18 protein-coding genes are annotated in these 24,831 nt (G+C 33.1%); 6 read left to right on the plus strand and 12 right to left on the minus strand.

Annotation, left to right across the window (positions count from 1 at the left end; genetic code table 11):
* Nucleotides 1-159: 159 nt before the first annotated feature.
* Nucleotides 160-1,482, plus strand: coding sequence for a M16 family metallopeptidase (locus IW18_RS04900; protein ID WP_041516467.1), 1,323 nt, complete (start codon nucleotides 160-162; stop codon nucleotides 1,480-1,482).
* Between the two features lie 12 nt (nucleotides 1,483-1,494).
* Nucleotides 1,495-3,543, plus strand: a complete 2,049-nt coding sequence (locus tag IW18_RS04905) for an insulinase family protein (RefSeq protein WP_052480084.1) — start codon at nucleotides 1,495-1,497, stop codon at nucleotides 3,541-3,543.
* Between the two features lie 251 nt (nucleotides 3,544-3,794).
* On the opposite strand, the gene IW18_RS04910 is transcribed toward IW18_RS04905, so the two are convergent.
* Both IW18_RS04910 and IW18_RS04915 read right to left on the minus strand, forming a co-directional pair.
* Complete coding sequence (locus tag IW18_RS04910; RefSeq protein WP_041516469.1) at nucleotides 3,795-4,031, minus strand: hypothetical protein; 237 nt, start codon at nucleotides 4,029-4,031, stop codon at nucleotides 3,795-3,797.
* A 619-nt stretch (nucleotides 4,032-4,650) separates the two neighbouring features.
* Complete coding sequence (locus IW18_RS04915) at nucleotides 4,651-5,517, minus strand: DMT family transporter (protein WP_041516470.1); 867 nt, start codon at nucleotides 5,515-5,517, stop codon at nucleotides 4,651-4,653.
* A gap of 101 nt (nucleotides 5,518-5,618) precedes the next feature.
* Here IW18_RS04915 and IW18_RS04920 point away from each other — a divergent pair, with 101 nt between their 5' ends.
* On the plus strand, nucleotides 5,619-5,996 hold the full coding sequence (locus IW18_RS04920) for a heavy-metal-associated domain-containing protein (protein WP_041516471.1): 378 nt from the start codon (nucleotides 5,619-5,621) through the stop codon (nucleotides 5,994-5,996).
* Nucleotides 5,997-6,106: 110 nt separating this feature from the next.
* On the opposite strand, the gene gldD is transcribed toward IW18_RS04920, so the two are convergent.
* The 7 genes from gldD to mutY form a co-directional block, all read right to left on the minus strand.
* The gene (gene gldD / locus IW18_RS04925) at nucleotides 6,107-6,667 is read right to left on the minus strand and encodes a gliding motility lipoprotein GldD (protein WP_041516472.1); all 561 of its coding nucleotides are present in this window, start codon (nucleotides 6,665-6,667) and stop codon (nucleotides 6,107-6,109) included.
* Nucleotide 6,668: 1 nt separating this feature from the next.
* Nucleotides 6,669-7,964 (minus strand): gliding motility-associated protein GldE, encoded by a 1,296-nt coding sequence (locus tag IW18_RS04930; RefSeq protein WP_041516473.1) that lies wholly within the window; start codon nucleotides 7,962-7,964, stop codon nucleotides 6,669-6,671.
* Nucleotides 7,965-7,987: 23 nt separating this feature from the next.
* The gene (locus tag IW18_RS04935) at nucleotides 7,988-8,428 is read right to left on the minus strand and encodes a single-stranded DNA-binding protein (RefSeq protein ID WP_041516474.1); all 441 of its coding nucleotides are present in this window, start codon (nucleotides 8,426-8,428) and stop codon (nucleotides 7,988-7,990) included.
* A 266-nt stretch (nucleotides 8,429-8,694) separates the two neighbouring features.
* Nucleotides 8,695-9,096 (minus strand): TlpA family protein disulfide reductase, encoded by a 402-nt coding sequence (locus tag IW18_RS04940; protein WP_123902501.1) that lies wholly within the window; start codon nucleotides 9,094-9,096, stop codon nucleotides 8,695-8,697.
* Nucleotides 9,097-9,222: 126 nt separating this feature from the next.
* Entirely contained in the window at nucleotides 9,223-9,741 is a 519-nt protein-coding gene (locus IW18_RS04945) for a DUF4369 domain-containing protein (protein ID WP_041516475.1), read from the minus strand.
* Nucleotides 9,742-9,746: 5 nt separating this feature from the next.
* Nucleotides 9,747-10,802 (minus strand): TlpA family protein disulfide reductase, encoded by a 1,056-nt coding sequence (locus IW18_RS04950; protein WP_041516476.1) that lies wholly within the window; start codon nucleotides 10,800-10,802, stop codon nucleotides 9,747-9,749.
* A 95-nt stretch (nucleotides 10,803-10,897) separates the two neighbouring features.
* Nucleotides 10,898-11,944, minus strand: coding sequence for an A/G-specific adenine glycosylase (gene mutY, locus IW18_RS04955; protein ID WP_041516477.1), 1,047 nt, complete (start codon nucleotides 11,942-11,944; stop codon nucleotides 10,898-10,900).
* Nucleotides 11,945-12,084: 140 nt separating this feature from the next.
* Here mutY and IW18_RS04960 point away from each other — a divergent pair, with 140 nt between their 5' ends.
* The gene (locus IW18_RS04960) at nucleotides 12,085-12,375 is read left to right on the plus strand and encodes an HU family DNA-binding protein (protein ID WP_007805026.1); all 291 of its coding nucleotides are present in this window, start codon (nucleotides 12,085-12,087) and stop codon (nucleotides 12,373-12,375) included.
* A gap of 393 nt (nucleotides 12,376-12,768) precedes the next feature.
* Entirely contained in the window at nucleotides 12,769-14,313 is a 1,545-nt protein-coding gene (locus IW18_RS04965; RefSeq protein ID WP_041516478.1) for an Rne/Rng family ribonuclease, read from the plus strand.
* Between the two features lie 175 nt (nucleotides 14,314-14,488).
* Here the strand turns inward: IW18_RS04965 and pbpC are convergent, their stop codons facing one another.
* From pbpC to IW18_RS04980, 3 genes are all read right to left on the minus strand, one after another.
* The gene (pbpC, locus tag IW18_RS04970; protein ID WP_041516479.1) at nucleotides 14,489-16,864 is read right to left on the minus strand and encodes a penicillin-binding protein 1C; all 2,376 of its coding nucleotides are present in this window, start codon (nucleotides 16,862-16,864) and stop codon (nucleotides 14,489-14,491) included.
* A 129-nt stretch (nucleotides 16,865-16,993) separates the two neighbouring features.
* Complete coding sequence (locus tag IW18_RS04975; protein WP_041516480.1) at nucleotides 16,994-22,660, minus strand: alpha-2-macroglobulin family protein; 5,667 nt, start codon at nucleotides 22,658-22,660, stop codon at nucleotides 16,994-16,996.
* 182 nt (nucleotides 22,661-22,842) lie between these two features.
* Nucleotides 22,843-23,286, minus strand: a complete 444-nt coding sequence (locus IW18_RS04980) for a nucleoside deaminase (protein WP_041516481.1) — start codon at nucleotides 23,284-23,286, stop codon at nucleotides 22,843-22,845.
* Nucleotides 23,287-23,348: 62 nt separating this feature from the next.
* Here IW18_RS04980 and IW18_RS22615 point away from each other — a divergent pair, with 62 nt between their 5' ends.
* Nucleotides 23,349-24,815 carry an energy transducer TonB gene (locus tag IW18_RS22615; protein ID WP_052480086.1) on the plus strand — a complete coding sequence of 489 codons (1,467 nt, stop codon included), beginning with the start codon at nucleotides 23,349-23,351 and terminating at the stop codon, nucleotides 24,813-24,815.
* Nucleotides 24,816-24,831: the final 16 nt, after the last annotated feature.

Genomic DNA, 24,831 nt, shown 5'->3' on the forward strand with positions numbered 1-24,831 from the left:
TATAGTCCTTGAAAATTAGTTTAGAAGTAAAAGACTGTTAAATTATAACGAAAATCAGGATGAATCTTAAATTCATAATTAAAAAAAGTTATTTTTGGTGTAACGATATTCAACTCTTTGCTACCTACTTATTAGGTAAATATAAATTTATTAATCTTTATGAAAAATTCAATAATGATGTTAAGTGCAGCACTAATGCTCGGCGGAGTGGCTCACGCTCAAAAGGTAGCTTTTGAAGAATACAATTTAGATAACGGCATGCATGTTATTTTACACAATGACCCATCTGCTCCGGTTGTAATAACCTCAGTTATGTATCATGTGGGTTCAAAAGACGAGCGTCCTGACCGAACTGGTTTTGCTCACTTTTTTGAACATTTATTATTCGAAGGAACTCAAAATATAAAACGCGGTGAATGGATGAAAATCGTCACTGCAAATGGCGGAGTAAATAACGCTAATACTTCTGACGACAGAACTTACTACTATGAAGTTTTTCCATCAAACAGTTTAGAACTTGGTTTATGGATGGAATCTGAGCGTTTAATGCATCCTATTATTAATAAAATTGGTGTAGAAACACAAAATGAAGTTGTTAAGGAAGAAAAAAGAATGCGTTACGACAATCAGCCATACGGAAACATACTTCCGGAGGTTAAGAAAAACATGTTCAAAAATCATCCTTACCGCTGGACAACTATTGGTTCGATGAAAGACTTGGATGCTGCAACTCTTGAAGAGTTTCAAGCTTTCAACAAGAAATTCTACACACCAAACAATGCAGTTTTAGTAGTTGCAGGAGATTTCGATAAAGCTAAAACGAAAGAATGGATTCAAAAGTATTTTGCTCCAATTCCTAGAGGAGAAGAGGTGAAAAAACAAACTTTTGTTGAAGAACCAATAAACCAAACCATAAAAGCAACTTACGAAGATCCAAACATTCAAATTCCAATGATTGTTGCTTCGTACAGAACTCCATCAATGAAAACTAGAGATGCGAGAGTCTTAGATTTAATCTCATCTTACCTTAGTGACGGAAAAAGTTCTAAATTGTACAAAAAAATAGTTGATGATAAAAAGATGGCGCTTCAAATTGGAGCTGTCGGTTTTAGTCAGGAAGATTATGGAATGTACATTTTGTATGGCTTGCCAATGGCACCAAACACAACTGCAGACATTTTAAAAGAAATGGATGAAGAAATTGTAAAAATCCAAACTGACCTGATTTCTGAAAAAGATTATCAAAAATTGCAGAATAAATTCGATAATAATTTTGTGAATGCAAATGCTAGCGTAGAAGGAATTGCTGAAAATCTTGCTTCTTATTATTTACTTTATGGAGATGTAAATCTTATCAACACCGAAATTGATCTTTACCACTCTATTACAAGAGAAGAGATTAGAGAAGTTGCCAAAAAGTACTTAAACCCGAACCAACGTTTAATTTTAGATTATATCCCTTCAACAAAAGCTCAAAATTAAGACTATCGAATCATGAAAAAAATACATACATTTTTAATCCTTTTATTCCTAACTGGAATTATGCAAGCACAAGATCGTCCACAACCAAAACCAGGCCCTTCGCCAGTCGTCAACATCAAGAAACCGCAAACTTTTGTTTTGGCAAATGGTATGAAGGTTTTGGTGGTAGAGAATCATAAACTACCTAGAGTAAGCTTTAATTTAACCCTAGACAATGCTCCTTTTACGGAAGGAAATAAAAAAGGTGTTGACGAATTGACTAGCAGCTTAATTGGTAACGGAACTAAAAAAACTACGAAAGAAGCTTTTAACGAAGAGATTGACTTTTACGGCGCTAACATTAATTTTTCATCATCAGGCGCTTACGCTAGTTCCCTTTCTAAATATTCTGGACGAGTTCTAGAACTTTTAGCCGAAGGCGCTCTTCAACCTAACTTTACTCAAACTGAGTTTGACAAAGAAAAAGCTAAATTATTAGAAGGTCTTAAAGCCGATGAGAAAAGTGTTCCTGCTATTGCAAATCGCGTAGTTGATGTTCTTGCTTTTGGAAAAAACCATCCTTCTGGAGAATACTTATCTGAAGAAACACTGAAAAACGTTACTCTTGCAGATGTTCAGACAAATTATGCTACTTACTTTGTTCCAGAAAATGCTTATTTGGTAATCATTGGAGATGTTAAGTTTAAAGAAGTAAAAGCGGCTGTAGAAAAACTTTTTGGCGGATGGAAAAAACAAGCTGCTCCAAAAAACACTTATCCAAATCCGGAAAATGTAACTAAACTTCAAATTGATTTTGTTGATGTTCCAAATGCAGTTCAATCTGAGATTTCATTGGTAAACACTGTAAACTTAAGAATGAGCGATCCTGATTTTTTCCCTGCTGTAATTGCAAATCAAATTTTAGGAGGAGATTTCAATAGTTACCTAAACATGAACTTACGCGAACAACATGCGTGGACTTACGGCGCAAGCTCGAGCATTGGAAGCGGAAAATATGTTACTAAATTCAGAGCTTCATCAGCAGTTAGAAATACAGTTACTGATAGCGCTGTAGTTCAATTTATAAAAGAAATTAAAAGAATCAGAACTGAAAAAGTTTCTGAAGATGTCTTAAAAAATGTAAAAGCAGGATATATTGGGCGATTTGTAATGCAAGTTGAAAAACCACAAACTGTTGCGCGTTATGCTTTGAATATCGAAACAGAAAAACTACCTGCTGATTTCTACGAAAAATACATTCAAACAATAAACAGTGTTACGGCAGATGATATTTATCGTGTTGCTAACAAATATTTTTTATTGGATAATATGCGAATTGTTATTGCAGGAAAAGGATCTGATGTTCTTACTGGTTTAGAAAAACTTCAAATTCCGATTTACTATTTTGACAAATACGGAAATCCTATCGAAAAACCAGCTACTAAAAAAGAAGCTCCAGCAGGAGTTACAGCAAAAACTGTTTTTGAAAATTATCTAAAAGCAATTGGTGGCGAAAAAGCTGTTTCTAGCGTAAAAACTCTTGCTATGACAGGAAGCACAACTGTTCCACAAGCTCCTACTCCATTAACTTTTACTTCTAAATTAGATTCAAAAGGAAAAATGATGGTTTCTCTTGCTATGGGAACTATGAATATAATGAAACAGGTTGTTAACGACAAAGGTGCTTATATCGAACAACAAGGACAACGCAAAAATCTTGAAGGCGCAGATCTTGCTGAAATGAAAGCAAACGCTGCTCCATTTGAAGAACTACAATTAAGTAAAAGAACTGATCTTAAAGTTGACGCAATTGAGCCAATTAACGGAAGCGATGCTTATGCTATAAAAGATGGTAAAACAACTTATTATTATGATGTTAAATCTGGTTTAAAAGTAGCTGAATCTAAAGTTCGCGAACAAGCTGGAAAATCAACAACTCAAATAACAAACTTTAATAACTATAAAGAAGTAAAAGGTGTAAAAGTTCCTTTTAATTTAGTTCAGAATGTTGGTTTTGAATTAGACATTAAAATGTCTGAAATTAAGATTAACGAAGGAGTTTCTGAATCAGATTTTTTATAGGAAGGTTCAAAGGTGCAGACGATAAAAATTACAAAGGTTCTGAGGCACTGAGATTTTTAAAGGCTTTGTCAAAGTTTAAACTTTGACAAAGCCTTTTTTTATGCAGATTACTTCAGCTTAGAGTTTGTCAGGCTGAGCGAAGTCGAAGCCCACGTTCCAATTGAAGCGCCCTTCTCCCGAAGCCTCGGGATCGCTCAGGGTGACATAACATAAACAAAAAAAAGGCTGTCATAATCGACAGCCTTTATTATTTAACATTCAGAATCTAGGTAAGGATTTAAAATTTCTGCTAATTCATTCAGCCAATAAAAGCCATTTTCAAGACTTATTTTCTCATCTTCAAGAATTTGTGATTCTCGCATTACACTTAGGGCTAATAAATAATTTACTTTTCGAAGTGTTTTTGCCATAAGTTTTGGATCAATTGAATTGTTGAAAAAATCAGCTAATCGTAATTCTGTTTCTTTTGAAAGCTTGTTTGTACTCATAATTTTGCATTTAGGTTTAGGAAATAAGAACCCGCGTAGCTTAGGTGTCCTACGCTGCAAAAAGAGCGTTGCAGTTGTTTCCAATACCGCCACCATACCACACGGGTAAATTTTTTGAGTTCATTTTTTTGCATTTAGGACAGTAAAGATACCTAAAAAACCTTAATGTAAGTAAGAATTTTCTTTTAAAAAAAAACACAAAAACCGCATTGCTAAGATATTCTTCGCCGTTTAAGCTTTTGCAATTATTTCTAATAATGCCATCATCCTATGAGGGTTATTGTTTTTTAAAAGCAGTTTGTCATTTCGACGAAGGAGAAATCACACATAAAGCTCCGTTCATAAAATCTCTAATCTTTGCGAATTACGAGTGTGATTTCTCCTTCGTCGAAATGACAAACTTTGCGATAAGATTTTAACAATTCTTAGACAATATTTATTTTATTAATAAATACTGAACAACAAACTTAACGAAAATATTTATATGAAAATGAATGTCCTAGCCCCGATAGAAGTGGAAATCCTTTTGTGGCGGGTTTTGCCACAAAAGATTGAAACGGATAGCGGGATTAGCTCCTAAAAAATATTAGAATAGCAAATTACATTTTATAAACAAACTTTATTTTTTAGCCGATAAATAAACTCCAATTAAAATAATAAAAGCACCAAAAAACTGAATTGGCGTTAGCATTTCATTATCTAATAATCCCCAGAAAAAGGCAACTATCGGGATTAAATAAGTTACTGATGTTGCAAATACTGGCGATGACATTTGTATTAATTTAAAAAACAAAACATTTGCAATTCCAGTTCCCATGACGCCTAAAATCATTACAAACAAAATAGAATGTTGTGTTGCTTCTAGATTTACTCTTTGCAAAATATCGGTTGTACTTAAGATAATTAGTGCCGGCAAAAGCAAAACAGCAAAATTTCCTGTTGTAATACTCAACGAATTCAGATCTGATAAATATTTTTTAATCAAATTGACATTGATTGCATAACAAAGCGTAGCAATTACAACTAAAAGTACATAATAATAGTTTTGTCCTGGATGCGCCGATGCTCCGCTTAAAACCAGCAAAAGACATCCTACTAAACCCACAAAAACACCTAAAACCTGTCGTTTTTGAAACTGAATTCCAAAAATAAGAATCCCTAACACTAAAGTATTTAAAGGTGTAAGCGAATTTAAAATGGCTACAATCGAACTATCGACCTGAGTTTCGGCAATTGCAAAAAGATAAGCCGGTGTAAAAGTTCCAAAAAACGATGTTATGGCAACAAATTTCCATTGACGACGGGATATTTTCTTCAAGCTTTTAAAGCCTATTATCAACAAAAATAAAGCTGCAAAAATTATCCTGAACGACCCAACCTGAACTGCTGTAAGCCCAACTAAGCCTCTTTTTATTAAAATAAAAGAGCTTCCCCAGATAAGCGAAAGCACGAGTAAATAAGCCCATTTTAATTGTTTTGCATCCATAAATGATATTTTAGTGCAAATTTGTAATAATTTTACGAACTGACCTCTTCCTTTTTATTAATTTTGCAAAGAACACTATTTGTAAATTAAAATCATCTATAATGAAATTCACAAAAATCATAGCTACTGTAGCAATAGCAAGTTTAGTATTTGTAAGCTGTAAAAAAGAAGAAGATAAAAACTTAGCGAATATAAAAACGGAAACGTCGACTCCAAAAGAACACAAAGCAATCGCTGCTGAAAATTTACAAACTGCAAGCTTCGAAATCGAAGGAATGACTTGCGCTATGGGATGTGCAAAAACTATCGAAAAAGAATTATCGAATCTTGACGGAGTAGATAAAGCAACTGTTGATTTTGATAAAAAAACTGCTACAGTTGTCTTTGACAAAACGGTTCTAAATCAAGAAAACTTAACCAAAACTGTTCAGGCAACAGGAGACGGAAAAACATATAAGGTTTCGAATATCAAATCTTAAAAAATAAATTTCAATCCTTTTTTAAATTCCAAACAACAATCGGGATTTTTCTTATTTAAGACATAAAAAAAGCAGCTCAATTGAGCTGCTTTTTTTATGTTCAAATTTTTCTATTTCCATTTCAATGTTTCCATTAGTCTTTGCATATCATTTTTGATATAACTCGCCGCTGGCATAATCGAATCGAAATTTGGCTTTGCATAAAAATAAACAGATCCTGTTATAAAATGCTTTGTACTGTCTGTAACGTAAAACTGAGAGTTTGTAGCCGCATTTCCGTCAACTTGATAAAACATACCATAAACCTTTTTTTGCGGGTTTAAATACGGCTGTTCTAATATATCATCTGCTTTAATAACGTGCTCGTAAGTTAATTTTTGAGCATCTTTAAGCAATTTATTTATATCGCCATTTACGGGCTTATAAGTTAAATATATTGTCGCTTTCATTTTAGGATAAGTAATTGCAAATCCGCAATTTTTTTCGCCTTTAATAATCGCGTTCTCGTTCATTTCAAAACTAAAGGGACAATTATTTTCAAAACCAACATATTTTGCTTCAGGATAATCTAAACGCAAGAAACCTGCCGGCTTTGGCACCACATCATCTTTACAACTTAAAACAGTCAATGCCAGTAAAATTGTCGCTATTGAAATTGTTTTTTTTAGCATTTTAATCTATCGTTACTTTTATTTGTTTTACACGCTTTTTGTCTACTGTTTCTATTGTAAAAACACAGTTTTCAAAAATTACTTTTTGGTCTTTTTTTGGGAAATTACCTAAAATCTCCAAAATAAAACCTGCCAATGTTTCGGCTTCGCCTTTTTTAGATTCAAAAACATCTTCATCAACATCAATGATTCTGTAAAAATCTTTCAGGTTAATTTTTCCTTCAAAAAGAAAATTCTTTTCGTCAATTTGCGAGTAGTTTAAATTCTCATCGTCAAATTCATCGCTAATATCTCCTACTATTTCCTCGATAACATCTTCTAAAGAAACTAAACCAGATGTTCCTCCATATTCATCAACCACAATAGCCAAATGGCTTTTTAGGCTCTGAAAATCCTTTAGTAAATTATCCAGCTTTTTATTCTCAGGAACAAAGAAAGCTTCTCTAATTAAAGTCGTCCAATCAAACTCTTCTTTATCAATATGTGGCAATAAATCTTTTACGAATAAAACTCCCTCAATCTGATCTATATTGTCGCGATAAACAGGAATTCTCGAAAAGCCTTTTTCAATTATCTTAGGATAAATCGAAGCAAAAGATTCGGATATTTCTAATGCAAAAATATCGATTCTAGGACTCATAACCTGCTTGGTATCTGTATTTCCAAAAGAAACTATTCCTTCGAGTATTTTTTGTTCTTCACTCGAGGTTCCTTCAGAATCTGTAAGTTCCAGTGCTTGCGAAAGCTGATTGATTGAAAAATTATTTTTTTGTTTCCCCAATTTATTATGCAAATATAGAGTAACACTTCGCATAGGTAAACTTATTGGAGAAAGTATTGTATCTAAAAAAGCCATTGGATAAGCAATGCGTTTTGCAAACTTTATATTGTTTCTAGAAGCATAAACTTTTGGCAAAACTTCTCCAAATAACAAAATCAGAAAAGTAACAACTATGATTTCGAGAATAAACTTAAGTACTGGAGAACTAATATTGGCAAAAATATTTTGTCCTATAAAAGAAAACAAAATAACAACTCCGATATTAAAAAAGTTATTGGCTACTAATAATGTTGCTAAAAGTTTCTTGGGTTTATCTAAAAGATTGGAAATAATTTTTCCTTTTGAAACATTTTCTTGCAACGCTTCGTCAATGTCTTTTTGGGATAAAGAAAAAAGTGCAACTTCGGCACCTGAGACAATTGCTGATAAAAACAGCAAAATAAAAATTCCGACAAAACCAATTATTAAATTGATGTCTAAAGTAGTAGCAAAAAACAAACTGGGCTCTGGGTCCAAATTAAAATATATTAGTTAAACAATCAAAAAGGCAAATCATTTATAGGTAAGCTTTCATTGGTCGCGTCAAAGTTAGTATTTTTTACGGATTCTGAATCGCTATTTGGCTTATGATTTCCGGTTTCTTTTTTGGTTGTCAAGAAAGTAAACTCGGTAACCTGAATTTCAGTTGTATATTTTGTCGTACCGTCTTCAGCTTGCCATTGTCTGGATTTTATACGTCCTTCAACATATATTTTATCTCCTTTCGAAAGATATTTTTCGCAAATTTCGGCAGCTTTATTACGCACAACTAAATTATGCCATTCTGTCGAAGTTATTTTTTCGTTAGTCGTTTTATTAATATAAACCTCATTTGTAGCTAACTGAAAACGCCCAATGCAATTTCCTCCATCAAAATAATGCATTTTTATATCATCGCCTAAATGGCCAATTAACATCACTTTATTTAATGTTCCGTTCATAGTTTAATAATGGTATTTCCCTCAAAGATACATTTTTTTAGCAATTTATTTCTTGCTTTTCAATAAAATTATAAATTACAAATGGAAAACTAAAAACTTTTAAATAACTGAAAATCAAACAACTCTTATTTTATCTATTAAATATTACGGTTTAAAACTGACTTTTAAGATAATAAATAGAAATGCATGAATTACTCTTCAGAAATATACCTAACAACCCCACTTTATGAAATATTTTTATTTTTCAATGATGTATAGAAAAACCGTTATTTTAGATTTTTACTCAGATAATCGTCTAATTCTGTAATTGTCATGTCATTGCCAACAATTATTCCATTTGCATCAATCAGGAAAGAAGACGGAATAGAAATTATTTCATATTCTTTTACAATTGGACTCGAAAAATCTCTACTTTCAAGAACATTATCCCATAGCATATCTTCTTTTTTCAATGCAGAAACCCATTTTTCTTTGCTTTTATCAAGAGAAATGGTCAAAATTTTAAAGTTTTTATTTTTATATTTCTCATATAGCTTTTTAACTTTAGGAATTTGTTCCCGACATGGAGCGCACCACGAAGCCCAAAAATCTATTAATAATACTGAGCCTCGGTATTGATTTGTATTAATCAACTTTTCTTTTTCGTTTGGAAGTTCAAAATTTGTCATAGGTTTTCCTATTTTCAAACTTGCAAAAATATTTTTTCTCAATCTCAATATATCTTGAGGATCTTGTGAACTTAAATCTAATTTTTGATATAATTGTTGCAATCTTTGCTTATTAGCCAAAGAATCCTAAGATGCTTCAACTAACAAACCTAAACTATAAGGGTGATCAGGATGTTTCGAAACTATTGAATCTAATTTATCATAACGTTTCGCCTGCCAGCTTTTATCCTTTTCATGTTTTGCCTTAAACATTTCGTAATCTTTCTGGATAGAACTTGTTTTTGTTCCTGAAACTGAATTAATTATTACCCAATCATATTCAACATTCCTAACTGTCTTTTTGGTAAGCGTAAGCTCCAAGTTTATATCCTCATTTTCCAAATAGAAATCTTGGGTCATTATAGTAGGTCCTTTTCCAATAATAAAAGATCCTGTACCAATAATTGGCATTTTACCTTTAAAATAAAATTGATTATTAACAACTTTACAGCTATCTCTTGTATCATTATAATCCATATAAAGATATCCGCTATAGTCTCCGTGAGTTATACCAGTAACAGAAAAGTAATCCCTCTTAGACTGACTCATCATTATGGTCGAAAAGAACAAAAACATTACAACTTTAAAAACAATGCTATCTTTCATTTTAATTATTTCAAATTTTTATTTAAAAACTCCTCTAAATCCAGTAATGAGATATTTTTTTTAATCACAACGCCATTTGCATCCACCAAGAAATTTGTTGGAAAACTTCTAATCTTTTCTTTATCTGATTCAAATGCATTTTCATCTAAAAAGCTCTTCCATTTTAATTGATTATCACTCACTCTTTTCTTCCACAAATCAATATTTATGGCTTTATCAGTCGAGATGCCAATTATTTCAAACTTATTTGTACTTGCAAATCTTTCATATATTTCTTTTAGTTTTGGTAATTGTGCCAAACAAGGTTTACATCTACTGAACCAGAAATCAATTAAAACAATCTTCTTTTCCGGCAATATTATTTTTTCACTTTTAAGATCAATGTCTTTCAATACGAATTGCGGAAATTTTTCATTCTGTCTGATTCTTGTATTTTTTATCTCTTTCGAAATAATACCCCAAAGCTTACCGGTTTTCATTTTATCAGAAAATAAATCAATCGCCTCTTCATAAACCTTTGAGAAACCGGCATCTTCAAATCGCTCAATTAAAAACCACAATGCAACATATGAATCTGGATTTTGTCTGATATAACTAATTAATTTAGAATCAAATTCAAGTCCGTGCTCGTACTCGTAAGTCTCAATTTCTACAACATTAGTTCCTTTTAGCATATACGGAATAAACTTTTTCGTAAATTCTAAAGACGAATTGCCAACTGTCTCGTTTTTTAAACCAACAGTAATTGTCTTTGTAGAATTATCAAGAAAAAATGACTCTGAATGAAACGGAACATTGTTTCGTTCACTTGCCCAAGCTAAAAAATATCTATGTGGATAAGAGAAAGTTTTTTTGATTCTAAATTTATTATCGATCACTACAGCAAAAATTTCAGGGAATTCGTAATACTTCTTATCTAACATACCAGTGACAAATAAAACAGTATCTTTTTGTATTTCATTTAATGTCCTACCTTCTATTACATTCCTCTTTTGAGAAAAAGCAGCATTCGAATTAACTAAAATAGCGCAGACAAGAAAAATCCTTAAAAATAGCTTCATATTTCTTTTTTACAAGTTAAACTCATTTACATGTTTGTTTTTGATACTTTCTAACTTTTCCTTTACAAACATAATACAAACTAAAAAAGCTAAAACTATTTTAACACAAGACTTTTTTCTATAAAATTAAAAATCACAATAGGAAAAGGAAAAGTCTTTACATTATCGAAGTTTACTCCATTAACTATCACTTCTTGAATCTTTACTTTCCAAAACTGAATATGAAGATGCTGATGCGAAAGTTTATGAATCACTGTCGCTTCATTACATTCTTCTATACTTAATACTGTATAAGAAGAGAAAATATCATTTGTTACCGCTTTCGAAACTGCATCAAAATCAATAATTTCATTGGTTTCTAAAAGTGGAAATTCATATAAATTATGCCAAATTCCCTTTGCTGTTCTTTTTTGAATTAGAGTATTCCCCACAACATCTTCCAGAATTAAATAATTAAAGAATCTATTTGTTACTTTTAATTTCTTCGATTTTACAGGCAAAACCGCTACTTTCTTCTTTTGCAGTGCTGCACAACTCTCATTAAAGCAACATATTGAACAGTCAGGACTTTTAGGCACACATTGCAAAGCACCAAACTCCATTACAGCCTGATTAAAAATTGCAGGATTATCCTTTGGCACTAATTCGAAAGCCAGTTCTGTAAATTCTTTTTTAGTTGCAGGTGCGGCAATATCCGACTCGATATCAAAGTAGCGCGACAGCACCCGAAATACATTTCCATCGACAACAGGCACAACTTCATTATAAGAAAAAGAAGCAATTGCTGCGGCAGTATATTCACCAACACCTTTTAATTTTAACAAGTCTTTATAATTAGAAGGGAAAATTCCATTTAGGTCATTTGCGACATTCTGAGCCGTTTTATGCAAATTTCGGGCACGAGAATAATACCCTAATCCTTGCCAAAGTTTCAAAACCTGCTCTTCTGAGGCATTTGCTAAATCAAATACCGTAGGAAATTCCTTTGTAAAAGCAAAAAAATAGGGCATTCCTTGCGCAACTCGAGTCTGTTGCAACATAATTTCTGAGAGCCAAATATGGTATGGATTGGTCGTTTTTCGCCAAGGCAAATCACGTTTGTTTTGTAAATACCATTTTATCAATATGTTAGAAAAATTCATTGCAAAATACTTAGAATACAAAAGTAAATGTTTATGTAATTAAAATTTAACGATTTAGCTTGATTAATTATTTTTTTAATTCCTATATTTGCAAACTCAAAAAAATAGTACACCATTTATAAAATAAAATAGGAAAGAAAATGACGAAAGCAGATATCGTAGCGAAAATTTCAGAGAAACTAGGTCTTGAAAAAGGAGATGTTCAAGCAACAGTAGAAACTTTTATGGAAGAAGTTAAAACTTCATTAGAGACTGGAGACAATGTTTACTTAAGAGGATTTGGAAGTTTTATAGTGAAAACTAGAGCTGAAAAGACTGGAAGAAACATTTCTAAAAACACCACTATCAAAATTCCAGCACACAACATTCCTGCTTTTAAACCTGCAAAAGTTTTTGTAGAAGGAGTAAAAACTAATAACGAAGCAAAATAATATTAATTAATCATAAAATCGACACGATATGCCAAGTGGTAAAAAAAGAAAGAGACATAAGGTAGCAACTCACAAACGTAAAAAAAGAGCGAGAGCTAACCGTCACAAAAAGAAAAAGTAGTTTTAAACTACTTTTTTCTTTTTAAACGTTCATTGAAATTGAAAAAAAGACTGAAGAGAGAAAAGAAAAAAGAACATAGACAAAATCTATTTTCTTTGCTCGATTCTCTACCAATCTTCTTTTCCCCGGGTTCAATACCTGTTAAAAATATTGTTTAATCCATCTGTAGATAAGATTTTAGATCTTAGATTTTAGATTTTAGATTTTTTTTAAAAGTCTATACTCTTCTCTCTATACTCTATTTTCTGAAAAAACAGATAAAAATTTACAGTGTGAATAAAGAATTAATCATTAGATCTAGTTCTGAAGCCGTAGATTTTGCCTTATTAAAAGATGGAAAACTAATTGAATTACACAAGGAAGAAGAGAAAAGCAACTTTCAGGTTGGTGATATTTTTATTGCCAAAATACGAAAACCCGTTGCTGGACTTAATGCTGCTTTTGTAAATGTAGGCTTCGAAAAAGATGCCTTTTTACATTATCACGATTTAGGACCTAACTTAGCTTCCCAACTGAAATTCATAAAACTTGTAAGCGCAGGTAAATTAAAAGATTTCTCCCTAAAAACCTTTCAGTTTGAAAAAGAGATTGACAAAGATGGCATCATTACTGATATTTTAAGTGCCAATCAATCTGTTTTAGTACAAGTTGTAAAAGAACCTATATCTACCAAAGGTCCAAGAATAAGCGCTGAGCTTTCATTGGCAGGAAGATTTATTGTTCTCGTTCCGTTTTCTGACCGCGTTTCTATTTCTCAAAAAATAGAAGACAAAAAGGAAAAGGATCGTCTAAAAAAACTTGTATTATCTATCAAACCAAAAGGATTTGGTGTTATTGTTCGCACAGTAGCCGAAGGCAAAAACGTAGCCGAATTAGAAAAAGATTTGCAGAACCTGCTTGGCAGATGGACTGCAATGTGTAAAAAATTACCAACTGCTCATCATCCATCAAAAGTATTAGGAGAACTTAACAGAGCTTCCTCAATACTTAGAGATGTATTTAATGATACCTTTAGTGGTATTCAAATAGATGACGAAGAGTTGTACCATCAAACGAAGGAATATCTGCAAGAAATTGCACCTTCAAAACAATCGATTGTTAAGTTTTATCAATCAAATGACACTCCAATTTTTGAGAAATACAATATAGAGAGACAAATCAAAACTTCATTTGGAAGAACGGTTTCTATGAGCAAAGGCGCATATCTTATTATTGAACACACTGAAGCTCTTCACGTTATAGACGTAAACAGCGGAAATCGTTCTAATAAGGCGACTAATCAAGAAGACACCGCCATGGAAGTAAATATGATTGCTGCCGCTGAAATTGCCAGACAACTTCGTTTGCGTGATATGGGTGGAATAATCGTAGTAGATTTTATCGATATGTCAAATCCTGAAAATAGGAAAGTCTTGTTCGACTTCTTGCGAGAAGAAATGAGCGACGATAAAGCAAAGCATAAAATCTTACCGCCTAGTAAATTTGGTTTAGTTCAAATTACCAGACAACGCGTAAGACCAGAAGTTAATATTAAAACTAGAGAAGAAGATCCGAACAATGAAAATGGCGAAATTGAAGCGCCAATTTTAATCATTGACAGAATCAAATCTGATCTAGACAGACTATTAAAAACCCACAAAAATGTTGTACTTAATGTACATCCATTTGTGGCTGCATACCTCAGTCAAGGTTTTCCATCATTACGTTCAAAATGGTTTTTTGAGCATAAGAAATGGGTGAAAATCATACCTCGTGACGCTTACACGTACTTAGAATATCATTTCTACGATAAAAAAGGAAATGTTATTTCAGAATAAAAAACAAAACCGCCTCTCGAAAGATTGGCGGTTTTTTTATGGCTTTTTTTCCGCCACGAATTCACGAATTATTATAATTTTAAATTCGTGAATTCGTGGCGGAAAAATTTTTAGCAACAATTTTAAACTATTCGTTTTGGAATTTGGAATTTAAAAAATTGGGATTTATTTTCATTTATTCCCTCACAATTTCTATTTTTTTCCTAATTTCATTCCCAAAAGCATCTACAACCGTGATATAATGTATACCAGATGTTGGTATAATTGGCAATTCATGAAACGTTTTTGTTGTTGCTTTATAGACATCATCAACATACCAAAACAGCTCTTTATCACGTTCTGAATAAGCAACTTTAAGAATTACTGGCTGAACTTCACTATTAAAATTCTTGGTTAAATAGATTTTACTGTTCGTTTTTGGATAAATAAAATCCATTGTTGTGGTTTGCGTTCCTTGGCAATCTTCCTTAAACGGCGGCAAAGGCAAATACTCTATATGTTGACTTTTGTAATACCAAGCCATAACTGGAGGCAGTACAAACCAACTTTTAGTCACAATATTGTCGACACTTTCACAACTACTGTTTACCTGAAAACGTTCTGTTTTATCTAAATGCACTCTTTTATGATAAGGACAAACTACTGTAGACTTCCCTTTTTTAGGAACCCATTGTTTAATTTTCGGACAATCTTCTTTGGCTAAATAACCGCTCAAACGACACACTTCAACTTCATCTAAATCTTTATAAGGCGTTTGAAACCACTTTTGTCGTGGTAATAAATTAAAAACATCAAACAAAATAGGCGCTGCACTTGTAACTCCGGTTAAAGTTGGTCTTCCCTCGCCTGTTGCATTTCCAACCCAAATTCCTACTACGTATTTTGAATTAGTTCCAATTGCCCAAGCATCTCTATTCCCGAAACTCGTTCCTGTTTTCCATGCAATTTTTAGTGAACTATCATAAAACTTCCAGGCTTCATCTCCTTCTGGCCTGTTAACCTCTTCCATTGCATTATAGGTTAACCAAATCGATCCAGCACCCAAAATATTCTTCTGATCACTTTCTGAACCAAAATCAGGTTCAAAATCATTTTTATAATTCAACTCTGCAAACTCTTTTGTTCGGTATTTAGCTTGATTTTTAGTATAATAATTTACTGTTGAAGATAAATTTGCATATGTTCTGCATAAATCCCACAAATTACTTTCGGCACCTCCCAAAATAAGTGATAACCCATAGTGATCTGGCGTTTTGTTGATATCTCTTAATTTGAATTTTTGCAATTCTTCATAGAATTTATTCACTCCAAAATCCTGCAACATTAAAACTGCCGGAATATTTAAAGATCGCGACAAAGCACGATGCGCAGGAACAGCACCATCAAATGTGAGATTAAAATTTTGAGGCGTATAACCTGCAATTTGCGTTGGAATATCTGCTATCAGAGTATTTGGCAATAATTCGCCATCATCGAGCATTCCCGCATACAAAAGCGGTTTTAAAATACTTCCTGTACTTCTTGGTGCATCAATAATATCTACATCTTTTTGATGATCTTTATCTGTTGGTGCATTTCCAACATAACTCATTACGTTTCTGTTTTGAACGTCAATTACCAAAATAGCCAAATTATGAACTTCATTTTGTCTGTACTGATTGTAGTAATATTTTGCAATCTGATTGACTCTGTTTTGCAACGCATAATCAATCGTCGTTTTTACACGTGTTCCTTCTTCACTCTTTGCAACTCTTTGCAATAAATGAGGAGCAATTTGAGGTAAATCATAAGGTTTTCGAGGTAATGGCTCTTCAATTGAAAGATCATATGTCTGCTTGTCGATTATTCCTTCCTGATGTAATTTCAGCAAAAGCCTGTTGCGTTTTTTCAATAACTTTATCTGATTTTTACCCGGATAAATTAAACTTGGTGCATTTGGCAACACGGCCAAAGTAGCATTCTCGGCCCAAGATAACTGGTTCGATTGTACTCCAAAATAACGCCACGAGGCCATTTCAAGCCCCACAACATTTCCGCCAAACGGAGCGTGAGCGGCATACATTTCAAGAATTCCATTTTTAGAATAACCTAATTCTAATCTTGTTGCCAGAATAATTTCTATAAATTTTTCAAAATATGTTCTTCCTTTTCCTTTTCTGGATAAACGAATTACTTGTTGGGTTAATGTACTTCCACCTCTAACAACTTTTCCTGCTTTTCTGTTTTGTTTAAAAGCATTTACCATTGCTCCAGGATTAAAACCTGGATGTCTATAAAAATATTCGTCTTCAAAATAAACGATACATTTTTTGAATTTATCAGGTACACTATCTTGTGCAGGAAAACGCCATTGTCCGTCTCGAGCAATTTTTGCGCCCAACAATTCACCTTCTTTACTTTCAATTACCGTAGAATAAGGTTCCTTAAATAAAGTTCTAGGGATAGAAAAATAATAAATCAGCAAGAGCAGAAATGCAATTGCTGATTTTATTTTATTCTTTTTTATCCAGTTTATAATGCGTTGCAAGAACGCTTTTAATTTATTTTTCAATGCTGATTATTTTATCGCAAAGGCGCTAAGTTATTCGCTAAGTTCGCAAAGATTTTTGCCACAGATTAAAGGATTAAAAAAGATTTTAAAATCTGTGCTAATCTGTGTAATCTGTGGCTAGAAAAAAATTTATTTTACTACCTCAACCCAAAATCCTTTTGTTCTGGCCAGGAATGTATTATCGTACATTGCTTCGCATTGTAAGCCAGGTAAATAATAACTCCCTAAATAAGATGCATTTAACAGGATTCTGAACACTTTTGTTTCTCCGGCTTTCATTCCAAAATAGAAATTAGTTCTGTCATCGCGAATATCAATATAGTCGGCAATATTATTAGTTGCGTCTCCGTAATCTGTAAAACGAGTGTTTACAATTTCGAATCCTGACGGAAGAATTTGCGACAATGCCACATTTTCTATGTGCTCATTTCTTTGATTTTTAACTGTAACTTCGGCAATAAATTCAGTTCCTTGACTAATTTTAGAAACATTAATAACACTTCCTTTTCTGTTTTTGAAAACAATAGACGCTGAAACATTACTCTGGATCACATTTTCCTGTCCAATTGGTAATATTCCTGTGTTTAAAACACGAACATAAACAGTATTCTTTTTAAGGTTTTTGAGTGTAACGCTATTAGAACCTGCCTGAACTATTAAACTTCTGTCTGCAACTGTTTTTTGCGTGCTTATTGTTTCTCCTTTTCCGTTTTTACTAAATTGAACATTAATACCTTTAGGTCCATTACTAATCGCAAATTTTGACATTGCATATAAACAGTAAGCAGTTGTTTGCGTGCTCATCCATTCATTATTTGACATTTCTTTGGCTAATTTTGTTGCCATTGCAAATGCTTTTTGTTGTTGTCCTAATAGTAGCATTGTTTCTAAAGCCATCGCTCTGTTTCTTGCCGTAGAACCATAATAATAGTAATTATAATTGCTTGATTCGTCTTCGATTTTACTATGCAAAAACAAATTCAATCCTGCTGATTTTTGTCCGGCCAAAACATATGCTGCTGCCAAACGCAGATTACTTTCGTTCGAAATACCTTTGGTTTCACGCAGTCTGTTCATCGAAGATAAATCGGCATTTCCGGCTAGAGCCAAAGTGTATAATCTGTAAGCTTGTGCCAAATCATTACCATATTTTGGTTCAAAACGCCATTGTTTTGCTTCTTTCTGTTGATACGAAATCCATTTTGACTTAAAGTTAATTGGCAAAACATACCCTTTTTTCTCGGCTTCTATCAAGAAATGCCCAGCGTATGAAGTCCCCCAATCATCGGCAATTGCATTACCTTGCCAATAAGATACACCTCCATTTGAAAGTTGAAAACTTCCTAATCTGGTAATTCCTGCTGTAATATTTTTTTGAATGAGTGCTTTACGAGTAGCATCTAAATCTACTACATCATTCAAATATAACTGTGGAAAAACTGACGAGGTTGTTTGCTCTACACATCCGTGAGGATATTGAATAAGGAACTGCAATCTTCCGTTTAAATTCATGGTTGGCATTGACGAAACTTCCAGTCTTGCTTTATTACTTCCTTCAACTCCAAAAGTTTTCCATGAAATCGTTTTGGTACTATTTGGAGGTAAAATTACATCAGTAAAAGTATTCGTAACCGGATTGGGATTTGTCATATCAATTTCGACATCATAAACTGATTTTTCTTTTCCAGAAGTCGCGATTACCTGCACCTTGGCAATTCCTGTTGCCGAGCCTACAACTAAATTAAAATATGCCATCTTTTCGTCTGGCTGGGTAAATGTTAACGATTGGGTTGCACTTCCCATCACTTTTAATCCATTGCTGGTTTTGATCTGTATGGAAACATTTTTAATATTATTTTCTGTTGCAAAAATTGTTACCGGAATGGTCACTTTTTCTGAAGGCGAAATTTTTCTTGGCAATGAAGCTAAAACCATCAACGGACTTTTAACCGGAGTTGCTTTTTCGACACTTCCGTAAGCACTTGTATTTGCATCGCCGGCAACTACCATAGTTCGAACTGAACCAATATATTTTGGTAATTTTAATTGATGTGATTTGGTTTGTCCTTTCTCTAATTTAAAAGGTCCATAATACAATACCACAGGTTTAAAACGGTTTGCTTTTTTAGCTTTTCCACCACTTAAATCCTGATCTCCACCAATACTAAAAATTTGATTTATTTTTCCGCCATATGCTCCTATTACATCATCGTAAATATCCCATGTTTTAACACCTAAAGCTTCACGCACATAGAAACTATCCCATGCATTTGGCGTTTTAAAACGTGTTAAATCTAGTAAACCTTCGTCGACAACTGCAATTGTATAGGTCATTTCTTTGCCTGTTTTTTCGCCTACTTTTACTGTAAAAGGCTGTTCCGGCTTTAAAACATCGGGCATTGAAATTGTTGGCGCCAGAATAGTATTCTTGTCTACAACTTCTATAGGAACGATTCCGTACATACGAATTGGCGAATCATTTTTGGTCGAAGCATGCGGTTGTAATAATGTGATATTAAAATACACGTTTGGAGCCATTGCTGATGTAATTGGAACTTGAACTTTTGTCTCGCCTTTTTGAGTTTTTGCCCAAATTGTCTGTACTACTTTTGATCCGTTTTCGATCGAAATCAAAGCGCGTCCGCCTTCACTTGACGGAAAAGATATTTGTGCTTTTTCGCCCACTGCATAGTTTTTCTTGTCTGTAGAAAAAACCAACATATTTGCTGTAGATGCATCTGTGTTGCGTGTTTTTCCAGACCAAATTGGCCAGTCGATATTTACGGTTAATGCCGTTGCATGACCATCTGTATTATCTGAAACTCGTACTAAATAACGTCCCCATTCTTCATCAGTTAATGAAAACTGAACATATCCTTTTCCGCTTGAGTCGGTATTCACGATAAATGTTTTGTATGATGTGGTCGCATTCGACGAATTATAATTAGATAAATTATCACTCGATGCATCCCACCACCAGCGCCATTCTACTTTATACACTTTTACTTCAAGATTTCTAACAGATTTTGGTCTTCCATTTTCATCAACAGTCACAATCTCAAAACGATTATTCGTTCTGGTTTCCAGCATGCCGTATTTATTAGGTTCTGGCGATTTTATCCCAACATAGGTTTTATATGGTGAATAGGTTGTCGAAATTACATCTGTGCTAAAGTCTCCTCCTTCTTCATATACTTTTGTGATGAATGAAGCACGAAGCATTCCCGGTGCCTGACCTTGTAATTTTGGTTGAATGTTTACAGAAGCTTTTCCGTTTTCATTCAGCTTTCCAGAGAAAACATTGATTTCTTCTGTACTAAACTTACGTACTAAATCATCAAAAGTAAATTTTTCATATCCTTTAAAAGTTGTGGTTTGTTGCGAAAATTTAGCCTGCATTTCCACATTCAAATTTTTAGCAATTGCACCGTGAAGCCAAGTCACCTCTAGATTACTTGTGTTTGGATAAGATGACGAAAGTGTTTTTCGTGAGAATGTATTTTTAATTTTTAAACGATTTGGTTTAATCGTTTCTATTTTAATGCTTTTATAAAATTTAGCTCCACCAACACTTATCATCGCTTCCCAATTTCCTGTAGGCGCCTCAGCACTTGTTGGAACTGTAAAAGCGTAATGATTTAGTTCGTTTGTTTTTTGAATGGTTTGATAAACGGTTTTTCCGTTTGGATCATTCAATCTAAATTTAATTGGATGCGATTTTGGAAGTTTATTCGAGGCATCATTTAAGATAAAGGACAAATACAAATTATCGCCCGGACGCCAAACGCCACGTTCTCCATAAATAAATCCTTTTAAGCCTTTTTGCAAAGTCTCTCCCGCAACATCAAAATTACTGACAGACAACGAAAGTCCGTCGTCTAACTTCACGTAAGTCGATTGATTTCCTAATGAAACAATTGCAAAATAGGCGAACTTATCCAATTGAAATGAAGCAATCCCTTCACTATTTGTTGCGGCAGTTGCAATTTTTTGTTGCTGATAGGTATACAATTCAACTCTTGCGTTCGAAATTGGTTCTGTGGTTACAATATTATTTACGGCAAATAAATACGATTTATTCTCGCCTCTTTTGGCAATTACACCTAAATCTGTTGCCAAAATATTGGTTGCAATTCTGGCATTGTAATAATATGAACCTGAGCAAGGATCTTGACTTTCTCTCCACTCATAATCATCGTAATAATAATCGTCGTAAGAGTTTCCGCTGTAGTTTACGTCATTTTCATCAACCTCTTCTTCCTCTTCATCATTTTGATCTCCGTCTGAGGTTTCGCATTTGTATAAAGAATATTTCTTTTTATACACAAATTCAACTCTATAAATTGCACCAGGTTCCGGCGTAATTATTTTAGATAAATCTAAAGCATACGTATTCCATTTACTCGGATTTACAAGTTTATTTTCGCTTAACTTTAAAGTTGTTTTCGCAACTGGCTGTGCTACTTTTTTGAGATTCTGGCTACCGTTTAATTCGTTGTATTGAAGAAATTGCAAGATGTTATTTTTGTAAATTTTATACACTTTTACATCGACAGCACTAAGATTTACGGCTTCAAAATTTAATTTTAAATTATTAGAACTCGGTAAAATTGTTCCGTTCTTAATAAAACGAACGCTTGGTTTTATTTGGTCAAAAGTGATTTTCTCATTGTAATTGGAGTCCATTTTTTTGCCATACTGGCTTTCAATTCCCTGAAAAACTTCGACTAATAAATCTCCCGCTAAAATTTGCTCCGGTTCTGATTCTTCATTTTGAACAACTTCTACTGGAGTATCAACGACCGCTGCAGCACTATCTACTACAATTGTTGTTGAATCTGCGAGCGAAACCGAAGCTTCTTCTACAACAACCGGAACTTCCTTTTTTACGGGTGTTTTTTCATTACTAAAATAAACTTTCAATAGATTTCCCTGAGTTGAGAATTTTAAATTGTTAGCATTCTGAATCGAAACTAATCCTTTAAAATCCTGACCTTTTTCAAGAGGTTCAGAAAAATTAATTAAAACAGATTGATTGCTTCCGTCCGGAACTTCGACCTTTACGATTTTAAATTCGTTTACATTTGTAATCGGAACATCAATTTGACCTTTCTGATCGATATCAAAACTGCTTCCGTCGTACAAAATTTCAAGGTTTGTAGCTTCGGAATAACGCTGAATACTATCGATTATAAAATTGAATTCTTTTCCGGAACCCGATTTTTTTTCGAATTTAATTTTAAGATTATTCCCTTTTTGTTTTGCTTCAACAAGTTTTTTAGCCGTTTCTATATCAATATTATCTGCTGTTTTTAATACGCAATTTAAATATTGATATTCTTTACTGTACGATTGAATATCAGCCGTGTTTATGGTAAAATCCTGCTTTATGGTTTTGACTGTAAAGTTAAATTCTGAAAGTATTTTTTCTTTCTCTTTCGGAATTGTAATCAGTTTATCTAAGTTTAAAGTAACTTGATATTCTGTTCCGGGCTTTAACTTTTTCTCGGGAATAAATGCAATTGTATTAGGAGAAAGCGCTACCACTTTACCATCGACACTTGGAGAAATATCAAACAAATCGCTGTCTAAAACCTGATTGGCTTTCCATTCTTTTTTATCGAAAGCCAGAACCACCCTAATATCAGATTCCGACGAGACTATTCCCCCCGTGAAACTGACTATATACTCTTTGAATAATGAAAAATCGGAATTGAAATCGGCTGCTGATTTTCTGCCGCAAGATTGAAAAATAAAAAACACACAAAACACGAGAACTAATCCTTTTGCTTTCACTTTTATTTAGAGTTAATGGGTTACAAATTTAAAAATTGACAGAACGTTTTAACATTTCATTGTTAAAAGCATAACTAACGAAATGCCAATTATATTGTAGTAAATGTATAATATTTTTCTAAATATTTTAAGAGGAAAATTCTTTAGGTTAAATTATTTTTTTAAGCTAAAAAAAAGAAGGATTATTTACGTCTTTCAATAAAAAAACGTTTCATTAAATCTGCTGCTTCATTGGCCATAATACCCGAAACTACGGTAGTTTTTGGATGCAATTTTGTTCCCATTGTCATGAAACCTCTTTGTTCGTCGCGTGCTCCAAAAACAATTTTAGAAATCTGACTCCAGTACAAAGCGCCTGCACACATTTGGCAAGGCTCGAGGGTAACATATAAAGTACAATCTTTTAAATATTTTCCGCCAAGAAAATTGGCAGCAGCAGTTATCGCCTGCATTTCGGCGTGAGCTGTAACATCATTCAGTAATTCTGTCAAATTATGACTTCTTGCAATTACTTTATCGGCTACAACAATTATGGCTCCAACAGGGATTTCGCCTTTATCAAAAGCCATTTCAGCTTCCTGCAAAGCTTTTTTCATGAAGTATTCGTCGGTGAAAGGATTTATCATAATGGCAAAAATAAGGTTTTACTGTTTATTTTTTATTACATTTATTTTTTGATATTCAAACAATGCATAAAAAATACAAATTATCGATTCCGGAACCTTGTACAGAAAACTGGGACAAAATGACGCCAAATGAAAATGGTAGGTTTTGTTTGAGTTGTTCAAAAACGGTTATCGATTTTACCGAAATGCTACCGGAAGAAATTCAGCATTTTTTTATTCAGAATCAGGACAAAAATGTCTGCGGAAGAATAAGAAAATCTCAATTAGACTCGATAACTATTCAAATTCCGAGTCGTATTCTTTATACACAAACGCATTATCATAAAATGTTTTTATTGGCATTGTTTATTGCCATGGGAACTACTTTGTTTAGTTGTCAGGATAAAGACGGAAACAAACAAAAAATTGACAAGATTGAAGTTGTCGAAGATTCTCCTGTTGTAAAAACTACTTCTAACGACACGCTTGATGTCAATAATCAATCATCAAAAGCTAGCGACACAAAAACAACAAAACGTAAAAGCCGTTCTGCTCTTAAAAAAGAAAAAACATTCTCTCTTACAAAAACAAAATGTGGAGAAGCAATAACTTACACTGACGATTATGTAGACGATACGGTTTATGGCGGTATGGGAATTGATGTTTCGCCAGATTATCCTGGAGGAAAAGATTTATTTTATGAAAGGTTTAGATCTGAATATGAAATACCTAAAAAGTTAAAGAAATCTACTGGCGTAATCAAAATGTCTTTCGTTATTGAAAAAGACGGAAAACTAGATGAAATAAAAATCATTGAAGATCTTGGTTTTGGAACTGGAGAAGAAGCCATTCGGGTTTTAGAAAAATCTATAAAATGGACTCCGGGCGAAACCAAAGGAAAAAAAGTTAGAACTTTTTATGATCTGCCAATTACTCTTGAGCTCGATACTTTGAATCCAAAAAAAAGAAAAAGGAAATTTTCGAAAATTACCTCTATGCAAGTTTTTAAAACGGGAGAAAGTAATGAACAACCTAAAGTCGAAAATGCAGTTTCAGTAAATGAGAACGCAACTAAAAATGTTTCATCAACAGAAGTTGCTTCTGCTGAACTTGTAAAACCAGTACCAACAAATTGCGTCGAGACTACTACAAACCAAAAAGCCGAAGAACAAATTATAATGAATGGCGGTATAGCAATTGAAATTGCTCCTGAGTTTCCTGGAGGCCTTTCTAAGTTTTATACTTTCTTAACCAATACATTTAAGATTCCTGAAAACAATTCTGAAACTTACAATAAAATTAGAATTTCGTTTGTGGTAGAACAAGATGGCTCCTTAACTTATGTTAAACCAAATCAAATTTATCGTGAATCAAACGAAAAAATTGAAGCGATTGATGAAGCGCTGGAAAAAGAAACCATTAGGGTTTTACAATTATCTCCTAAATGGGTATCTGCATTATATAATGGCAAAAAAATTAGAACGAGATTTTTTTTACCATTAGTTATACAAAACAATACTATAACGCTGCCCGAGCCAATATCCAAATAAATATCGTTTGAGTGTT

The sequence above is a fragment of the Flavobacterium hibernum genome, assembly GCF_000832125.1.
Classification (GTDB): Bacteria; Bacteroidota; Bacteroidia; order Flavobacteriales; family Flavobacteriaceae; genus Flavobacterium; species Flavobacterium hibernum.